Here is a 17,030-nt window from a genome sequence, read left to right as displayed (position 1 = left end):
CGCCTCGATCCCCCCGCGCCCGGCGACGCCCCCGCCCCCGGCGACCCCACCCCGCCCGCCCCACCCGCCGGCGTCCGCGGACCCGGACCAGGCCCCGGACCTCCGGGCGCCCGAACCACCGGCCGCGGGGTTCCCGTCGTTCCGTACGGTCCCGGAGCCGCCGCCCGCGGCCTCGCCGGACCCGTCCGCGTCCTCGCGCCGGGTCCCGGAGCAGCCGTTCGCCGCGCCGGGTTTCGCGCACCTGCCGCCGCGGCCCCCGCACCACATGCCCCCGCCCTCCGCGTCGGCCCGCTTCCCGGACGACCCGCCCCCGAGCGGCAGGAACGGCAGGAACGGCAGGAATGACGAAGGCCCGTCCCGGACCGGGGCGCACGGGCCGGAGGAAGGCCCCCGGCCCGCGGTCACCGACGGCGGCCGCCCCGTGACCCCGGAGACCCCGCGCCCGGCGGGACCGGTGGAGCGGCAGGTCACGCGCCCGGCCCGCCCGGAGGGCTCCCTCCCGGCAACCGCTCCTGACGGTGCCGTCGGCGCGACATCGGCCGGTGCCGATCCGGTACGTCCCGGCGTCCCGCGCCCCGCCCGCCTGGACGCCGCCCGTTCCCCGCACCCGGCCCCCTCCCGCCACACCGGCCCGGAGGCGTCCCGCCCGGCAGGCCCGGCCGCCCGCCGTCCCGTACGGCTGGACGCCGTCCGTCCGACGGACCCGGACACCGCGCCTGCGAACGGCGCCCGACCGACCGCCTCGGAGGCCACCGGCCAGGACCGTTCCGCCGCCCCCCGGTCGACCCCCCGGCCCGGCGCGCAGGACGGCGCGGCCGGCACCACCGCTCCGGACCGGCCCCCTGCCTCGACCTCCATCCCTGCCTCGACCTCCATCCCCGCCTCGGCCTCCACCCCCGGCGCGGAAGCCGCCCCACCCGCCTTCCCCCGCCGGGAGACCCACGACGGGCAGGGCACCCCCGCCCACCCGGTCGCCCCCTCCCGCCCCGGCACCCCCGCCCCGCCGGGAGCCCCCGCCGCCCCCCGTGAGCGCGCCCCCGACCACCCCGGCCCTCCCGCCCCCGGCACGGCCTGGAGCCCCCTCCCGCGTTCCTGGGCTCCCGCACCCGGGCAGCACCGGGACGAGCTGTCGACCGCCGTTCCCGGACGGCACCCCGAAGCGGACGCCCCGCCCGCCTGGAGTCCCGCGACGCCCCTGCGCCACCCCGACTTCGACGCGCCGCCCCCGGCCGCCGGGGCCGGACCCGATCCGGCGTTGTCGTGGAGCGCTCCGACGGCGCCGGGCGGAGCGCCGGGCGCCACCCGGCCCGTCGTGACGTTCGCGGCTCCGGAGGGGTACAGCGACGCCCCGCCCGCGGGACGTCGCGGGCTGCGCGGGCACGCCGCCGCGGCAGCCGCCTGCGTGGTCCTCGGGCTGGGCCTCATCGGCGGTGCCGTCACCGGCAGTTGGCTCGTCGGCGACCCCGCGGAGGCGGGGGAGCGGAGCGTCTACGCCACCGCGGGCGGCCTGTGGCACAACGTGCCCGTCGACCGGCTGTTCCCCCCGACCGTGGACGGACAGGGCGCCGGCCCCGGCGGCGCCGACCGCACCTGGACACGGATCGCCGTCGCCCCGGACAGCGGCTGCGCCGGTGCCCTCGACCCGCTGCTCGGGAAGGCCCTCGCCCCGGTCGGCTGCGCCCGCCTGCTGCGCGCGACCTACACCGACGCCACCCGCAGCTTCGTCACCACCGTGGGCCTGCTGTTCACCAAGGCCGACGCGGCCGGCATGCGCGCCCTCGACGCCAGGTTCGACAAGGAGGGCCTGGCCGGCCGTACCGACCTGATGCCCCGCCCGTACGCCGCGAAGGGCACGCTCGCCGCCGCCTTCGGCGACGCGCAGCGCGCCTCGTGGACGGTGTCCGTCCTCACCGACGCCCCCGTCGTCGTCTACGCCGTGTCCGGCTGGGCGGACGGCCGTACGGTCGCCGCCGCCCAGCCCGCCGTCGAGGCCACCGCCTCCAGCGCCGCCACCGTCGTGGCCCAGGCGGGCCTGGGCCACGAGGCGAAGGGCCTCGCCGACCGCATCGAGCGCGGACTGCGCAAGACCGCCGTGTCCCCCTCGGAGCCGCCGTCATGAGCGGGCGCGGTGTCCGCCGGGCCGGTGTGCTGAGCTGTCTGCTGGCCGCCGCGGTCGCCCTGGTGCCGCCCACCACCGCGTACGCGGACGGCATCCGGGCCAAGCAGTGGGCGCTGGAGGCCCTGCACACCGAAGAGGTCTGGCGGACCACCAAGGGCGGGGGCGTCACCGTCGCCGTCCTGGACACCGGCGTCGAGGCCGACCACCCGGACCTCGCCGGCAACGTCCTGACCGGCAGGGACATGGTCGGTTTCGGGGCCGGTCCGGGCGACCGCGCCTGGGCCCGCCACGGCACCGCGATGGCCGGCATCATCGCCGGTCACGGCCATGGCTACGGCAACGGCGACGGCGTCATGGGCATCGCCCCGGAGGCGAAGATCCTGCCCGTCCGGGTGATCCTGGAGGACGGCGACCCCTCCCGCACCAAAGCCCGCAACACCCGCGGCAACGCCCTCGCCGAAGGCATCCGCTGGGCCGCCGACCAGGGCGCCGACGTCATCAACCTCTCCCTCGGCGACGACTCCGCCTCCGCCCACCCCGAACCCGCCGAGGACGAGGCCGTCCAGTACGCCCTGGGGAAGGGCTCGGTCGTCGTCGCCTCGGCCGGCAACGGCGGCGAGAAGGGCGACCACATCTCCTACCCGGCGGCCTACCCGGGCGTCATCGCCGCGACCGCCGTCGACCGCTACGGCACCCGCGCCTCCTTCTCCACCCGCCGCTGGTACGCCACGGTCAGCGCCCCCGGCGTCGACGTCGTCATCGCCGACCCCGACCACAGGTACTACGAGGGCTGGGGCACCTCCGCCGCGGCGGCCTTCGTCTCCGGCGCGGCCGCCCTCGTCAGGGCCGCCCACCCGGACCTGACCCCGGCGCAGATCAAGAAGCTGCTGGAGGACACCGCCCGCAACTCCCCCACCGGCGGCCGCGACGACTCCCGCGGCTTCGGCTTCATCGACCCGGCCGCCGCGATCAAGGCCGCCGCCGGCCTCGAACCCGAGGGCCTGCGGGCGGCGGCGTACGGCGACGAGTACTTCGGTCCGGGCCCGGACGAGCAGAAGGCCGACGACGACGCCTCGGGCTGGGCCGGTCCGCTCGCGGGCGGCACCGGGGGAGTGCTGCTGGTGGCCGCCGTGATCCTGTGGCGGAGCCGCCGCACCCGCGACCGCGAGGACGGGCAGCAGCAGTACGACGTCCTGTAGACGCCGTTTTCACCCCACCCCGGCCGCCGGACCGGTCCGCTCAGGCGTCCGCGAACGCCGCCAGCGCCGCCCTCGCCGCCGCCTCCACCAGCGCGATCCCCTCGGCCTGGGTCCCGTTGCCGTCCGACAGAACGGCCACCAGGTAGTCGTGCCCGCCGGACGTCACCCGCCCGATGCTGTTGACGTCCCACAGTCCCGTCGCCGTACGCGGCAGCCAGCCGTTCTTCAGCGCCCACGCGGACCCGTCGGCGGCGGCCGAGACCCCCCAGCGCTGGCCCGCCGCGATCTGCCCCATCAGCCCCTGGAGGTACGTCCGCGAGGCCCCGCTCAGCTGCGACGCGGTGCCGAAGACCTGCCGCAGCAGCGTCAGCTGGTCGGCCGCCGTCGTCCGGGTCAGCCCCCACAGCGCGCCGTCGCCGTCCCGGGTGCCGGTGAGTCCGAACCGCAGGTTCGCCGCGTCGAGCCCCGCCGCGCCGCCGATGGAGTTCCACAGCGCGGTCGCGGAGTCGTTGTCGCTGTTCTCGATCATCGCGGCCGCGTACGCCTTCTCCCGCGCCGTGAGCTGCCGGCCGGCGTCCTGTGCCTGGAGCAGCAGCGCCGCCAGGATGTCCACCTTGACGATGCTCGCCGTGTCGAAGGCACCGGTGCCGTGGACCGCGCTCCGCCCGGACTCCATGTCGAGCACGGCCACGGAGACCGCGGCGGCGTCCGGCACGGTCACCGAGGCCATCGCCTTCGCCAGCAGGGTGTCGCGGTCCACCACGGACCCGTACCCGGCCTCGGAACCGGAATCGGATTCTGACTTTGGTTCGGACTGGACCACGGGTTCCACCGACGCCTCCCCACTCGCCGACACCGACACCGACACCGACGCCGAGGGCGACGGTGCCGCCGACGATACGGCGCCGGGACCCGGGTGCGCCTGGGCCTTCACGTACACCGTCCCGGCCGCCGAGGCACCGAGCACGGCCACGGAGGCGAGCGCGCAGGAGAGGAGGGGACGGCGTCCGGACGGACGGGCGCGGCTGCCGCGGCGTGCTCTGGAGGACTCCATGCCCGTGATGCTGGAGGCGCCGACTGTGTGTCCCGTCAGACGCGGGTTAAAGGTGTGTCAGGGCTGTCTGAGAAACCCGTGAAAGCGGTCACCGCCGTGTTTCCGGCCCCGCACGAGCCCGGCGGTTTCCCCCCGATAGGGTCGGTGACCGTGGCGAACAAGAACATTCCCGACCCCGGTTTCTCCGACGACGACGGCTCCGCCGACCCCGTGCTGAGCGCGGCGCTCGCCGCCTGGGCCGAGGACCGCACCGCCGTGGGACCCGTGCTGGAGGCGCTCAAGGGCGCCCGGCTGCTCGTCCCCGTCGTCGCCGTGCTCGGGGAGGTGGAGGAGGACAGTGAGGAGGGGAGCGAAGCTCCTTGGAAGGGCGGTGGTGGGCGACGGGGGGGCGGGCTGCGCCGCGAGAAGACCAGCGACATGGCCGTGCCGACCCTGAAGGCGGGGGACCGCACGGCGCTGCCGGCCTTCACCTCCACCGCGTCCCTCGCCCGCTGGGACCCGCGGGCCCGCCCCGTGGCCGTACCCCTGCACCAGGCCCTCCGGGCGGCCGCGCACGAGAAGGCCGACACCGTCGTCCTCGACATGGCCGGGCCGGTCGCCTTCGAACTGACGGGGCCCGCCCTGCTGGCACTCGCCGAGGGCCGCACCACGACGGACCCGCTGGCCGACCCGGCGGTCGTCGAGGCGGTACGGGCCGCGGTGGCCGCCGAACCGGCCGTCCTGCGCGCCCACCTGGTGCCCGGCCGGTCCGACGGCACTCTCGCCCTCGTCCTGGCCCCGGACGCCGCTCCCGCCGGGACCGCGCAGGCCGTGGCGGAGCGCATCGCCGCCGACGAAACACTGAGGGCCCGCCTGGTGCGCGGCCTCGACCTGGCACTCCTGCCGGCCGGAACCACCCCTCCGGGCGAGCCCTTCTACCTGCGTGACTGACGGGCCTCAGCCGTAGACCGGCCCGGTGTACTTCTCGCCCGGGCCCTGGCCCGGCTCGTCCGGGACGAGCGAGGCCTCGCGGAAGGCGAGCTGGAGCGACTTCAGGCCGTCGCGCAGCGGTGCCGCGTGGAAGGAGCTGATCTCGGTCGTGCTCGCGTCCAGCAGGCCGGCGAGGGCGGTGATCAGCTTGCGGGCCTCGTCCAGGTCCTTGTACTTGTCGCCCTCCTCCGTCAGGCCGAGCTTCACGGCGGACGCGCTCATCAGGTTGACGGCGACCGTCACGATCACCTCGACCGCCGGGACCTCGGCGATGTCGCGGGTCATCTCGTCGAAACCGGCGGTGCCGGAGGGCTCGGGGCTGTCCGAGGGGGAGGTCTCACTCATGCCCCACACGATAGGGCCCGCCGCACGCCCCCTTGACAGCAGGAGGCGGGAGACACCGGATTCGCGCACGCGTGAACGAGCTGCTAATCTCGTGTAACGACCGGTCGGACACGCGTGCCCCACAGCAGGCGGACCCGGCCCACAAGTGGAGGCTCCGAACTCCCACCCGACCACCCTCCGGGGCGGCGGGTCACCCCGGTCAGGCGGCCACCATCGTTCCGTACGGACGATGGAGTCGCCCGGTAGTGCGCCCCGCGGTCCTCGCGGCGGTGCTCCGGTAGTGCTTGGAGCCCCGCATGTGATCGTTCGGGGCATTTTTTGTGCTTCGGCGTGGTTGTCAACCAATCGAACACAGACGTTACGCGGCCGTTCGCCAGACTGCCGTGTGGTGCTACCGAGGAGGATCCATCAGCGCCGAGCCCCGCATCAACGACCGGATTCGCGTTCCCGAGGTGCGACTTGTCGGTCCCAGTGGCGAGCAGGTGGGCATCGTCCCCCTGGCCAAGGCACTGGAGCTTGCGCAGGAGTACGACCTGGACCTGGTCGAGGTCGCGGCTACCGCCCGCCCGCCGGTCTGCAAGCTCATGGACTACGGGAAGTTCAAGTACGAGTCGGCCATGAAGGCCCGTGAGGCGCGCAAGAACCAGGCGCACACGGTCATCAAGGAGATGAAGCTCCGGCCGAAGATCGACCCGCACGACTATGACACCAAGAAGGGTCACGTCGTCCGGTTCCTCAAGCAGGGCGACAAGGTCAAGATCACGATCATGTTCCGTGGTCGCGAGCAGTCCCGGCCCGAGCTGGGCTACCGACTGCTGCAGCGCCTGGCGGAGGACGTCCAGGACCTCGGGTTCATCGAGTCGAACCCGAAGCAGGACGGCCGAAACATGATCATGGTTCTCGGTCCGCACAAGAAGAAGACCGAGGCGATGGCCGAGGCACGTCAGGCCCAGGAGGCCCGCAAGGCCGAAGCGAAGGCCAACCCGGGCCGCTCGCAGAACGCCGCGGATTCCGACGCCGTGAACGCCGAGGATTCCGGGGACTCCGTGCCGTCCGAGTCTGCCGAGGCTTCCGCCGAGGCGTGACCCCCGGGACGTCAGTCCCAGGACGTAACCGATACAAGCGACGCTCCACCCGTGCCCGGTTTCACGACCGGGCACCGGAGCGCCACCGACGAGGAGAGAACGGCGCTATGCCGAAGAACAAGTCGCACAGCGGTGCCAGCAAGCGCTTCAAGGTCACCGGCTCCGGCAAGGTGCTCCGTGAGCGCGCCGGCAAGCGCCACCTGCTCGAGCACAAGTCGTCGCGCCTGACGCGTCGCCTCACCGGCAACGCCGAGATGGCCCCGGGCGACGCCAAGAAGATCAAGAAGCTTCTCGGCAAGTGACGTACGGGCGCCCTGCCGCCGTACGTACGTCTGAACCGGGACCCAATCGTTTCCGGGCCGTGTGAGTCCCACCGCGGCCCCGCTACAAGGAGTTAAAAAGTGGCACGCGTCAAGCGGGCAGTCAACGCCCACAAGAAGCGCCGGGCGATCCTCGAGGCGGCCTCCGGCTACCGCGGTCAGCGTTCGCGCCTGTACCGCAAGGCCAAGGAGCAGGTCACCCACTCGCTGGTCTACAACTACAACGACCGCAAGAAGCGCAAGGGCGACTTCCGTCGGCTGTGGATCCAGCGCATCAACGCCGCTGCCCGCGCCAACGGCATCACGTACAACCGCTTCATCCAGGGTCTGAACGCCGCGAGCGTCGAGGTCGACCGCAAGATCCTGGCCGAGCTGGCCGTCAACGACCCGACCGCGTTCGCCGCGCTCGTCGAGGTCGCCCAGAAGGCGCTGCCGTCGGACGTGAACGCGCCGAAGGCTGCGTGACGCCGCGCCGGCTGAGCCGGAAGTGACATGACTCGGACCCGCAGGCGAGCCGCCTGCGGGTCCGAGTGCGTCTTCGCCTCGCCGCCCCGTCCCGACGCCCCCCGCCGACCCACCGAAGGTGAACCTCGATGCCCCCCGCCACCCCCGACCTCATCTCCCCCCGTTCCGCCCGCGTCTCGGTCGCCAGGCGCCTCGCGCGGCGGAACTTCCGGGGGAAGGAGCGGCTGTTCCTCGCGGAGGGCCCGCAGGCCGTACGGGAGGCGGCCGCGCACCCCGACACCCTCGTGGAACTGTTCGCCACCCCCGAGGCCGCGGAGCGCCACGCCGACATCGTCGGCGAGGCCCGGAACGCCGGCGCCCGCGTCCACCTCGCCGACGAGCAGGTCATCGAGGACATCTCCACCACCGTCACCCCGCAGGGCCTCGTGGGCGTGTGCCGCTTCGTCGACACCCCCTTCGACGACGTCCTCGCCGCCCGCCCCCGGCTCGTCGCCGTCCTCGCGCACGTCCGCGACCCCGGCAACGCCGGCACCGTCCTGCGCTGCGCCGACGCGGCCGGCGCCGACGCCGTCGTCCTCACCGACGCCTCCGTCGACCTGTACAACCCCAAGGCCGTACGGGCCTCGGTCGGATCGCTGTTCCACCTGCCGGTCGCCGTCGGCGTCCCCGTCGAGCGGGCCGTCGCCGGGCTCAGGGACGCCGGGGTGCGCATCCTCGCCGCCGACGGCGCCGGCCGGGACGACCTCGACGACGAACTGGACAAGGGCACCATGGGCGGCCCCACCGCATGGGTCTTCGGCAACGAGGCCTGGGGGCTGCCCGAGGAGACCCGGGACCTCGCCGACGCCGTCGTCCGCGTCCCGATCCACGGGAAGGCCGAGAGTCTGAACCTCGCCACCGCCGCAGCCGTATGTCTCTACGCGTCGGCCCGTGCACAGCGCGCCTCCGGAGGGTGCCGCTCCGTCACCGACAGCTAGTAGGGTGACCAGCTCGGGGGGCCTCTTCCGGGAGGACGGGAGGTGAGGTACGGGGATGAGTGTCGGCACGAGCAGCGCACCGGGAGCCAGTGGACCGGGGCGCCCGCCCGCGGCCCGACCGGCCGGTGACCTCGCCGGACTCGGCATCGACCCCGACGACCTGCCCGACGGGCTGGTCGTCGCCGACGAGCACGGGTACGTCGTCTGCTTCAACGCCGCCGCCGAGCGCATCACCGCCGTCCCCGCCGCCGAAGCCCTCGGGCAGCGGCTCGACAAGGCCCTGCCGCTGGAGGACCTCGAGGGCCGGCGCTGGTGGCAGCTGACCGACCCGTACAGCGGGCTCGCCATCCGGGTGGGCCAGCCCGAGCGCAACCTGCTGCTGCCCGGCGGGCGCGAGGTCCTCGTCTCCGCCCGGTACGTCCGCGGCGGCCCCACCGGCCCCGTCCGCCGCGTCGTCGTCTCCCTCCGCGACACCGAGGCCCGCCGCCGCACCGAGCGCAGCCACGCCGAGCTGATCGCCACCGTCGCCCACGAGCTGCGCTCCCCCCTCACCTCCGTGAAGGGGTTCACCGCCACGCTCCTCGCCAAGTGGACGCGGTTCACCGACGACCAGAAGCGGCTCATGCTGGAGACCGTCGACGCCGACGCCGACCGCGTCACCCGGCTCATCGCCGAGCTCCTCGACATCTCCCGGATCGACTCGGGGAGGCTGGAGGTGCGCCGGCAGCCCGTCGACATGGGCGCCGCCGTCGGCCGCCACATCCAGGCCTACGTCGCCGCCGGGCAGCCCGCCGACCGGTTCCTGCTGCGCATCGAACAGCCGCTGCCCGCCCTGTGGGCCGACCCCGACAAGGTCGACCAGGTGCTCAGCAACCTCATCGAAAATGCGGTGCGGCACGGCGAGGGAACCGTCACCATTGACGTCACGCCCGCCCCGTCCCCCCGCGAGGGGGAGGACACCGGCACGTCGGTCATCGTGAGCGACGAGGGCACCGGCATCCCGGAGGAGTCCATGAACCGTGTCTTCACCCGCTTCTGGCGGGGCAGCAAGCGCGGCGGCACGGGCCTCGGGCTGTACATCGTCAAGGGCATCGTCGAAGCCCACGGCGGCGTCATCACGGTCGGCCGCGCCCACGGCGGCGGCGCCGAGTTCCGATTTACGCTGCCCGTGGCGGCTCCGGCCTATCTGGCCTAGCCCCCGCGGGCGCATCCGCACGTCCTCACCCCGTTAGACTCGGCCTTTGGCACCTTCGTGTCCCATGGACGGCCCTCCGAGTGAGTCGGTGATGGGGACATTCAGCCTGGGGGCACCTCCCAGCGGTAGCTGGGGGACAAACGGAAGCACGGGAAGAGATGTCGGCACCGAATAAGTCGTACGACCCTGTAGAGGTCGAGGCCTTGAAACCGGAAGAGATCGAGCGCATGCGGGACGAGGCGCTCGCCGCCTTCGCCGCCGCGGACTCCCTCGACGCACTCCAGGAGGCCAAGGTCGCCCACACCGGCGGCGCCTCCCCGCTGGCCCTCGCCAACCGCGAGATCGGCGCACTGCCCCCGCACGCGAAGGCCGCCGCCGGCAAGCTCGTCGGCCAGGCCCGCGGCGCGGTGAACAAGGGCCTCGCCGCCCGGCAGACCGAGCTGGAGGCCGAGCGCGACGCGCGCGTCCTGGTCGAGGAGGCGGTGGACGTCACGCTGCCCCACGACCGGGTCCCGGCCGGCGCCCGCCACCCGCTCACCACGCTCTCCGAGCGCATCGAGGACGTCTTCGTGGCCATGGGCTACGAGGTCGCCGAGGGTCCGCAGGTCGAGGCCGAGTGGTTCAACTTCGACGCCCTGAACATCGGCCCGGACCACCCGGCCCGCGGCGAGGCGGACACGTTCTTCGTGCAGGGCCCGCAGGGCGGCACCGAGTCCGGTGTCGTGCTGCGCACCCACACCTCGCCCGTGCAGATCCGCTCGCTGCTGAGCCGTGAGCTGCCGGTGTACGTGATCTGCCCCGGCCGCGTGTACCGCACCGACGAGCTGGACGCCACGCACACGCCCGTCTTCCACCAGGTCGAGCTGCTCGCCGTGGACGAGGGCCTGACCATGGCGGACCTCAAGGGCACCCTGGACCACATGGTCCAGGCGCTGTTCGGCGAGGGCATGAAGACCCGGCTGCGCCCGAACTTCTTCCCCTTCACCGAGCCGTCCGCCGAGATGGACATGGTGTGCTACGTCTGCCGCGGCGAGTCCGTCGGCAACCCCGACCGGCCCTGCCGCACCTGCTCCAGCGAGGGCTGGATCGAACTGGGCGGCTGCGGCATGGTCAACCCCAAGGTGCTCACCGCCTGCGGCGTCGACCCGGAGAAGTACAGCGGCTTCGCCTTCGGGTTCGGCATCGAGCGGATGCTGATGTTCCGCCACAACGTCGAAGACATGCGAGACATGGTCGAGGGTGACGTCCGGTTCACCCGGCCGTTCGGGATGGAGATCTGATGCGGGTCCCGCTTTCCTGGCTGCGGGAGTACGTCGACCTGCCGGCCACCGAGACCGGCCGTGACGTCCAGGCCAAGCTCATCTCGGCCGGCCTCGAGGTCGAGACGGTCGAGCAGCTCGGCCACGACCTCAAGGGCCCCCTCGTCGTCGGCCAGGTGCTGACCATCGAGGAGCTGGAGGGCTTCAAGAAGCCGATCCGCTTCTGCACGGTCGACGTCGGACAGGCCAACGGTTCGGGCGAGCCGCAGGAGATCGTCTGCGGCGCCCGCAACTTCGCCGTCGGCGACAAGGTCGTCGTGGTCCTCCCGGGCGCGGTCCTGCCCGGCGGCTTCGCCATCGCCGCGCGCAAGACGTACGGCAGGACCTCCCACGGCATGATCTGCTCCAGCGACGAGCTGGGCATGGGCGACGACGGCACCAAGGGCATCATCGTGCTGCCGCCGGAGACCGAGGTCGGCAAGGACGCCGTCGAGCTGCTCGAGCTGGTCGACGAGGTCCTGGACATCGCCGTCACCGCCAACCGCGGCGACTGCCTGTCCATCCGCGGCGTCGCCCGCGAGACCGCCATCGCCTACGGCCTGCCGCTGCGCGACCCGGCCCTGCTCGACGTGCCCGGACCGAACGCCTTCGGCTACCCCGTCCAGGTCTCCGACCCGGCCGGCTGCGACCGCTTCACCGCCCGCACCGTCACCGGTCTGAGCCCCGAGGCGCGCTCCCCGATCTGGCTCCAGCGCCGGCTCCAGAAGGTCGGCATGCGCCCGATCTCGCTCGCCGTCGACGTCACGAACTACGTGATGATGGAGCTGGGCCAGCCCCTGCACGCCTACGACCGCACCCTGGTCCAGGGCACCATCGGCGTCCGCCGCGCGGCCGAGGGCGAGAAGCTCGTCACCCTCGACGGCGTCGAGCGCACGCTGCACGCCGAGGACCTGGTCATCACCGACGAGCGCGGCCCCATCGGCCTCGCCGGTGTCATGGGCGGCGCCAACACGGAGATCGCCGACCACGCGGAATCCGAGGGGACGACCGACGTCGTCATCGAGGCCGCCCACTTCGACGCGGTCTCCGTCGCCCGTACGGCCCGCCGCCACAAGCTCTCCTCCGAGGCGTCCAAGCGCTTCGAGCGCGGCGTCGACCCGCAGGCGCCGTCGGCGGCCGCGCAGCGCACGGTCGACCTGCTGGTGCTGCTCGCCGGCGGTACCGCCGAGGCCGGTGTCACCGAGGTCGTCGCCCCGTCCGCGCCGCACACCGTCGCCGTGCCCGCCGACCACCCGGACAAGGTCGCGGGTGTCGTCTACGGCCGCGAGACCGTCGTGCGCCGGCTCCAGGAGATCGGCTGCGACGTGTACGGGCAGGACGAGCTGATCGTCACCGTGCCGTCCTGGCGGCCCGACCTCGGCGAGGCCAACGACCTCGCCGAGGAGGTCATCCGGCTGGAGGGCTACGAGAACCTGCCCTCCACGCTGCCCAAGCCCCCGGCGGGCCGCGGCCTCACCCACCGTCAGCGGCTGCACCGCCGGGTCGGCCGCGCGCTGGCCGGTGCCGGTTACGTCGAGGCGCCGAACTACCCGTTCGTCGCCGAGCAGGTCTTCGACCAGCTCGGCCTGGACGCCGACGACCCGGCCCGCCGCGTCGTCAGGCTGACCAACCCGCTCAACGACGAGGAGCCCGCGCTCCGCACCTCGCTGCTGCCGGGGCTGCTCGCCGCGCTGCGGCGCAACGACGGCCGCGGCTCGCACGACCTGGCCCTCTTCGAGACCGGACTGGTCTTCCTCCCGCGCGACGGACAGCGCGTCGCCGGTCATCTGCCGGTCGACCGCCGGCCGACCGACGAGGAGATCGCGGCGATCGACGCCGTGCTGCCCGAGCAGCCGCGCCACGTCGCCGTCGTCCTCGCGGGAGCCCGCGAACAGGCCGGCTGGTGGGGCAAGGGCCGCCCGGCGGACTGGGCCGACGCCGTCGAGGCGGCGCGGACGGTCGCCCGTGAGGCGGGCGCCGAACTGATCGTCCGGGGGGGCCAGTACGGACCGTGGCACCCGGGGCGGTGCGCCGAGCTGGTCGTCGTCGCCGACGGCGCCGAGCGAGTTGTCGGCCACGCCGGCGAGCTGCACCCGCGCGTGCTGAAGGCCCTCGGCCTGCCCGCGCGCACCTCGGCCATGGAGCTGGACCTGGACGTCCTGGAGCGGGTCGGCGACGACACGCCCCGGGCGCCGGGCATCTCCACCTTCCCCGTCGCCACGCAGGACGTCGCGCTCGTCGTCGACCTCTACGTCCCGCACGCCGACGTCGAGGCCGCGCTGCGTGAGGGCGCCGGTGAACTCCTCGAGGGAATCCGGCTGTTCGACGTCTACGAGAACGCGGAGCAGCTGGGCGACGGGCGGAAGTCGCTCGCGTACGCCCTGCGCTTCCGCGCGGCGGACCGGACGCTGACGGTCGACGAGGCCTCGGCCGCCCGGGACGCGGCGGTCGCCCTCGCGGGCGAGCGGACGGGCGCGGTGCTGCGCGGCTAGCGTGCCGTGCGGCCTGGCGGGTGCGGGGGCAGTGCGGCCGGGTGTGGGGGCCGTGCCCCCACACCCGCCTCTCATCCGTTCGGGTGAGTTCTCCCCGTGATCGGGCCTTCCGGGCCCTGACATCGACAGAATCGGACCGGCCTCTCTGGGGCCGGTCTGTCTGCGTTGTACGGGCCTGGAGGGGGCCATCCGACATGGTTCGGCACCGGACGGCCGTCGCGCCGGGCCCTCGCGCTGGGGTTGCCCACGGCCTGGGGCGCGATGGCGGTCACCTACAAGCTGACCTGCCCGCCGGCCCAGCAGGACGGGCTCGGTGCCAGGATCGTCACCAGCGCCGTCTTCTTCGTCGTCGGCACCGGACTGGTCCAGCACGTACGGCGGACCCTGCTGCGCGAGCTGAGACAGGTCCGCCGGGTCGCCGGGGCCGCCCAGAGCGTGCTGCTGCGTCCTCCGCCACCCCGCGTGGAGGGGCTGAACGTGGCCGCGGCGCAGCTCTCCGCGGACCGGGCCGCTTCCGTCGGAGGCGACCTGTACGAGGTCGTCGCCACCGAACACGGGGTGCGGGTCGTCATGGGCGACGTGCGCGGGCACGGGCTCCCCGCGCTCGGGACCGTCGCCGCGCTCCTCGGCAGCTTCCGCGAGGCCGCGCACGACGAACCGGACCTGGGTGGTGTCCTGCGCCGGCTGGAGCGGGCCCTCGCCCGTCACTTGCGGGAGCGCCACCGCGAGGAGCGTCCGGTGAGCGGTCGTCCGACGGACACCCCGCTCGCCGAGGAGTTCGTCACCGTCCTGCTGCTGGAGATCGACGCGGACGGCGGCCTGCGCGCCCTGAACTGCGGGCATCCGTGGCCGTACCTGCTCCGCGGGACCGAGGGGGTGCCGCTGGCCCGCGCCGGCCCCCTGCCGCCGCTCGGCCCGTTCCCGCTGCCGGCCGAGCTGCCGTCCGCGCCCTGCGGCCGGCTCCACGAGGGCGAGTCCCTGGTCCTCCACACGGACGGCGCCGAGGACGCGCGGGACACGAGAGGCCGCTTCTTCCCGCTGGCGGAGACCCTGACCAAGGCGGCCCACGACCACCCGGTCTCGTCCGAGCAGATCGTGCGCACGGTCTTCGGCGCACTCCTGCGCCGCACGGCGGGCAGACCGACGGACGGCGTCGCGTTGCTCGTCCTGCACAACCGGCGTCCGCACCAGCCGGCCGACGGGGCGCGGGGAACCGCGCGACCGGCCACCGGGCACCCGCGCTCGACGGCCTCCCCATGACGACGGCCTCCCCATGACGACGGCCTCCCCATGACGACGGCCCACCGCGTGACGAGGGCCCACCGCGGGCAACGGCCCGGCTGGCGGAGCGAACTGCCGGGCCGCCGCTTGATGAGGGGGAGCCGGCGGCCCGGCCGGCCTCTTTCGAGGCATTTCAGTCAACCGGCCCGCGACGCTGCGCGACAGCGCCTGCACGGTGCGGATGTGCGCACTCGGTTCACACCCCGTGTGAAGACGCACCCGCTACCGTGAGTGGCGCCGTCGGCACCGAACCACCCGGGGGGCACCTCATGCAGCCCAACACCCTGCTCGACGCGATCCTGGACGAGGCAGGCATCTCGCCCGCGGGCCTCGCCGCGCACGTCAACCAGGCCGGCCGCGCCCGCGGGCTCGCGCTGCGCTACGAACACACGGCCGTCGCCCGGTGGCTCAAGGGCCAGCGCCCGCGCGGACAGGTCCCCGACCTGATCTGCGAGGTGCTCGCCCGCCGGCTGCGACGGCCCGTCACCCTCGACGACATCGGCCTCGGCGTGCCCGGCGGACACGCGGCACCGCACGGCACCTCGCTGTCCGGTTTCGTGGAGCGGGCCACCGCCCTGTGGCGCTCCGACGAGCAGCAGCGCCCGCACGTCCTGGGCGCCCCCGCGGTCACCGGTACGCCTGCCGTGATGCCGGTGTGGGAGTGGGAGAACCCGCCCGAGGACGTCGACGTCTCCCGTGGCGGCCGGCACCCGGTCACCGCCGCCGACATCGAGACGCTGCGCGCGGCCCGCGCCCACTACGAGCAGATGTACCGCAAGGCCGGCGGCGTGGCGACCCGCAGCCGCATCGTCGGTTTCCTCAACGCCGAGGCGGCCCCGCTGCTGCGCGGCGGCTACACCGACGCCACCGGCCGCCAACTGCACCGCGCGACCGGCGCTCTGGTGGCGATCGCCGGCATCTGCGCCTACGACTCCGACGCGCACGGCCTCGCCCAGCGCTACTTCCACCAGGCACTGCGGCTCGCGAAGGCCAGCGGGGACCGGGGGCTCGGGGCGTACGTCATCGCGCTGCTGGTCAACCAGTCCCTGTTCATGCGGGAGTTCCGGCAGGCCGTCGCCTTCGCGGAGGCCGCGTTGCGCACGGTCGGCAAGAACGTCACCCCCGCCCTCGCCTCCGACCTGCACGCGATGCAGGCGAAGGCGTACGCCCACCTCGGCGACGGCACGAGCGCCCTGTCGTGCATCCGGCGGGCCGAGGCCGCCGCCGACCGCATCCGGCGCGGCAGCGAACCGGACGAGACCGGCTATGTCCAGCCCGGTCTGGTCAACGTCCAGGTGGCGGAGGCCCTGTTGAGCCTCGGCGACGTCACCGCCGCCGCGGAGCACGCCGCGGCCGCCGTCGACACGCCCGCCCACGACCGGGGCCGGGTGCACCGGCTCGCCATGCTCAGCACCGTCGAACTGCGCCGGGGGAACGCCGACCAGGCGGTGGTCACCGCCGTGCTGATGGCGGAGCAGGCGCGGGGCATGGAGTCCCGTCGGCTGCGCGACAGACTCCGGGCGGTGCGCGAGCACCTGGTGCGCAGTGACTGCGCGGGCACGGCGGAGGCGGCCGAACTCATCGACGGCGCACTGCGCGTACCGCTGTAGCGACCGGCGTGCCACCGTTCCTGCTGCGATATTGCCCCTTACTCGACGGAAGGCGGCAGAACCGTGCAGTGGACGAAACAGAACGAACGAACTGTGTATGAAAACCGCTGGTTCCGGGTCAACCTCGCGGATGTCGGCCTGCCGGACGGCCGGCACCTCGACCACTTCCTCATACGGCTGCGGCCCGTCGCCGTGGCGACCGTGGTGAACGAGGCCAACGAGGTGCTCCTGCTGTGGCGGCACCGCTTCATCACCGACAGCTGGGGGTGGGAACTCGCCGCGGGCGTCGTCGAGGACGGTGAGGACGTCGCCCGCGCGGCCGCCAGGGAACTGGAGGAGGAGACCGGCTGGCGGCCGGGCCCCCTGCACCACCTGACGAGCGTGGAACCGGCCAACGGCCTCACCGACGCCCGGCACCACGTCTACTGGTCGGACGAGGGCGAGTACGTCGGGCACCCCGTGGACGACTTCGAGTCCGAGCGCCGGGAGTGGGTCCCCCTCAAACTCGTGCCCGACATGGTCGCCCGGGGGGAGGTCCCGGCCGCCGGCATGGCGGCCGCCTTACTGCTCCTGCACCACCTCAGGCTCGGGCACGACACCGGGCGCTGACGATCCTCCGGT

At 73.9% G+C, this 17,030-nt stretch carries 15 protein-coding genes; 13 read left to right on the top strand and 2 right to left on the bottom strand.

Going from position 1 to position 17,030, the window contains the following annotated elements:
- Positions 1-421: 421 nt before the first annotated feature.
- Complete coding sequence (locus ACH4N1_RS16875) at positions 422-2,119, top strand: hypothetical protein (protein ID WP_398097812.1); 1,698 nt, start codon at positions 422-424, stop codon at positions 2,117-2,119.
- Positions 2,116-3,318 (top strand): type VII secretion-associated serine protease mycosin, encoded by a 1,203-nt coding sequence (gene mycP / locus ACH4N1_RS16870; RefSeq protein ID WP_398097810.1) that lies wholly within the window; start codon positions 2,116-2,118, stop codon positions 3,316-3,318. The genes ACH4N1_RS16875 and mycP overlap by 4 nt, the downstream gene beginning before the upstream one ends.
- A 40-nt stretch (positions 3,319-3,358) precedes the next feature.
- Here the strand turns inward: mycP and ACH4N1_RS16865 are convergent, their stop codons facing one another.
- On the bottom strand, positions 3,359-4,372 hold the full coding sequence (locus tag ACH4N1_RS16865; RefSeq protein ID WP_398097808.1) for a serine hydrolase: 1,014 nt from the start codon (positions 4,370-4,372) through the stop codon (positions 3,359-3,361).
- A 150-nt stretch (positions 4,373-4,522) separates the two neighbouring features.
- On the opposite strand from ACH4N1_RS16865, the gene ACH4N1_RS16860 reads away from it, so the two are divergent.
- Entirely contained in the window at positions 4,523-5,302 is a 780-nt protein-coding gene (locus tag ACH4N1_RS16860; protein WP_398097807.1) for an SseB family protein, read from the top strand.
- A gap of 6 nt (positions 5,303-5,308) precedes the next feature.
- On the opposite strand, the gene ACH4N1_RS16855 is transcribed toward ACH4N1_RS16860, so the two are convergent.
- Complete coding sequence (locus ACH4N1_RS16855) at positions 5,309-5,686, bottom strand: DUF1844 domain-containing protein (protein WP_363089181.1); 378 nt, start codon at positions 5,684-5,686, stop codon at positions 5,309-5,311.
- Positions 5,687-6,069: 383 nt separating this feature from the next.
- On the opposite strand from ACH4N1_RS16855, the gene infC reads away from it, so the two are divergent.
- The 10 genes from infC (at position 6,070) to ACH4N1_RS16805 (ending at position 17,018) form a co-directional block, all read left to right on the top strand.
- The gene (infC, locus tag ACH4N1_RS16850) at positions 6,070-6,771 is read left to right on the top strand and encodes a translation initiation factor IF-3 (protein ID WP_363089180.1); all 702 of its coding nucleotides are present in this window, start codon (positions 6,070-6,072) and stop codon (positions 6,769-6,771) included.
- 107 nt (positions 6,772-6,878) lie between these two features.
- Positions 6,879-7,073, top strand: a complete 195-nt coding sequence (rpmI, locus tag ACH4N1_RS16845) for a 50S ribosomal protein L35 (protein WP_007829094.1) — start codon at positions 6,879-6,881, stop codon at positions 7,071-7,073.
- A 99-nt stretch (positions 7,074-7,172) separates the two neighbouring features.
- Positions 7,173-7,556, top strand: coding sequence for a 50S ribosomal protein L20 (gene rplT, locus ACH4N1_RS16840; protein ID WP_319264140.1), 384 nt, complete (start codon positions 7,173-7,175; stop codon positions 7,554-7,556).
- Between the two features lie 128 nt (positions 7,557-7,684).
- A complete protein-coding gene (locus tag ACH4N1_RS16835) occupies positions 7,685-8,533 on the top strand; it encodes a TrmH family RNA methyltransferase (protein WP_398097804.1) in 849 nt (282 codons plus the stop codon).
- Positions 8,534-8,588: 55 nt separating this feature from the next.
- Positions 8,589-9,728, top strand: coding sequence for an ATP-binding protein (locus ACH4N1_RS16830; protein ID WP_398097802.1), 1,140 nt, complete (start codon positions 8,589-8,591; stop codon positions 9,726-9,728).
- 158 nt (positions 9,729-9,886) lie between these two features.
- Positions 9,887-11,008: a phenylalanine--tRNA ligase subunit alpha gene (gene pheS, locus ACH4N1_RS16825; protein ID WP_363089177.1), complete on the top strand. Its 1,122-nt coding sequence runs from the start codon at positions 9,887-9,889 to the stop codon at positions 11,006-11,008.
- Positions 11,008-13,518: a phenylalanine--tRNA ligase subunit beta gene (gene pheT, locus ACH4N1_RS16820; RefSeq protein ID WP_398097800.1), complete on the top strand. Its 2,511-nt coding sequence runs from the start codon at positions 11,008-11,010 to the stop codon at positions 13,516-13,518. The genes pheS and pheT overlap by 1 nt, the downstream gene beginning before the upstream one ends.
- A gap of 261 nt (positions 13,519-13,779) precedes the next feature.
- Positions 13,780-14,778: a PP2C family protein-serine/threonine phosphatase gene (locus ACH4N1_RS16815; protein WP_398097798.1), complete on the top strand. Its 999-nt coding sequence runs from the start codon at positions 13,780-13,782 to the stop codon at positions 14,776-14,778.
- A gap of 290 nt (positions 14,779-15,068) precedes the next feature.
- Positions 15,069-16,409 carry a transcriptional regulator gene (locus ACH4N1_RS16810; protein WP_398097797.1) on the top strand — a complete coding sequence of 447 codons (1,341 nt, stop codon included), beginning with the start codon at positions 15,069-15,071 and terminating at the stop codon, positions 16,407-16,409.
- Positions 16,410-16,472: 63 nt separating this feature from the next.
- The gene (locus tag ACH4N1_RS16805; RefSeq protein WP_398097795.1) at positions 16,473-17,018 is read left to right on the top strand and encodes an NUDIX hydrolase; all 546 of its coding nucleotides are present in this window, start codon (positions 16,473-16,475) and stop codon (positions 17,016-17,018) included.
- Positions 17,019-17,030: the final 12 nt, after the last annotated feature.

The organism is Streptomyces sp. NPDC017202, from assembly GCF_044331705.1.
In the GTDB taxonomy this organism is placed as follows: domain Bacteria; phylum Actinomycetota; class Actinomycetes; order Streptomycetales; family Streptomycetaceae; genus Streptomyces.
Note: the sequence above shows the minus strand (reverse complement) of the source record. Positions and strands in the feature narration are given on the sequence as shown.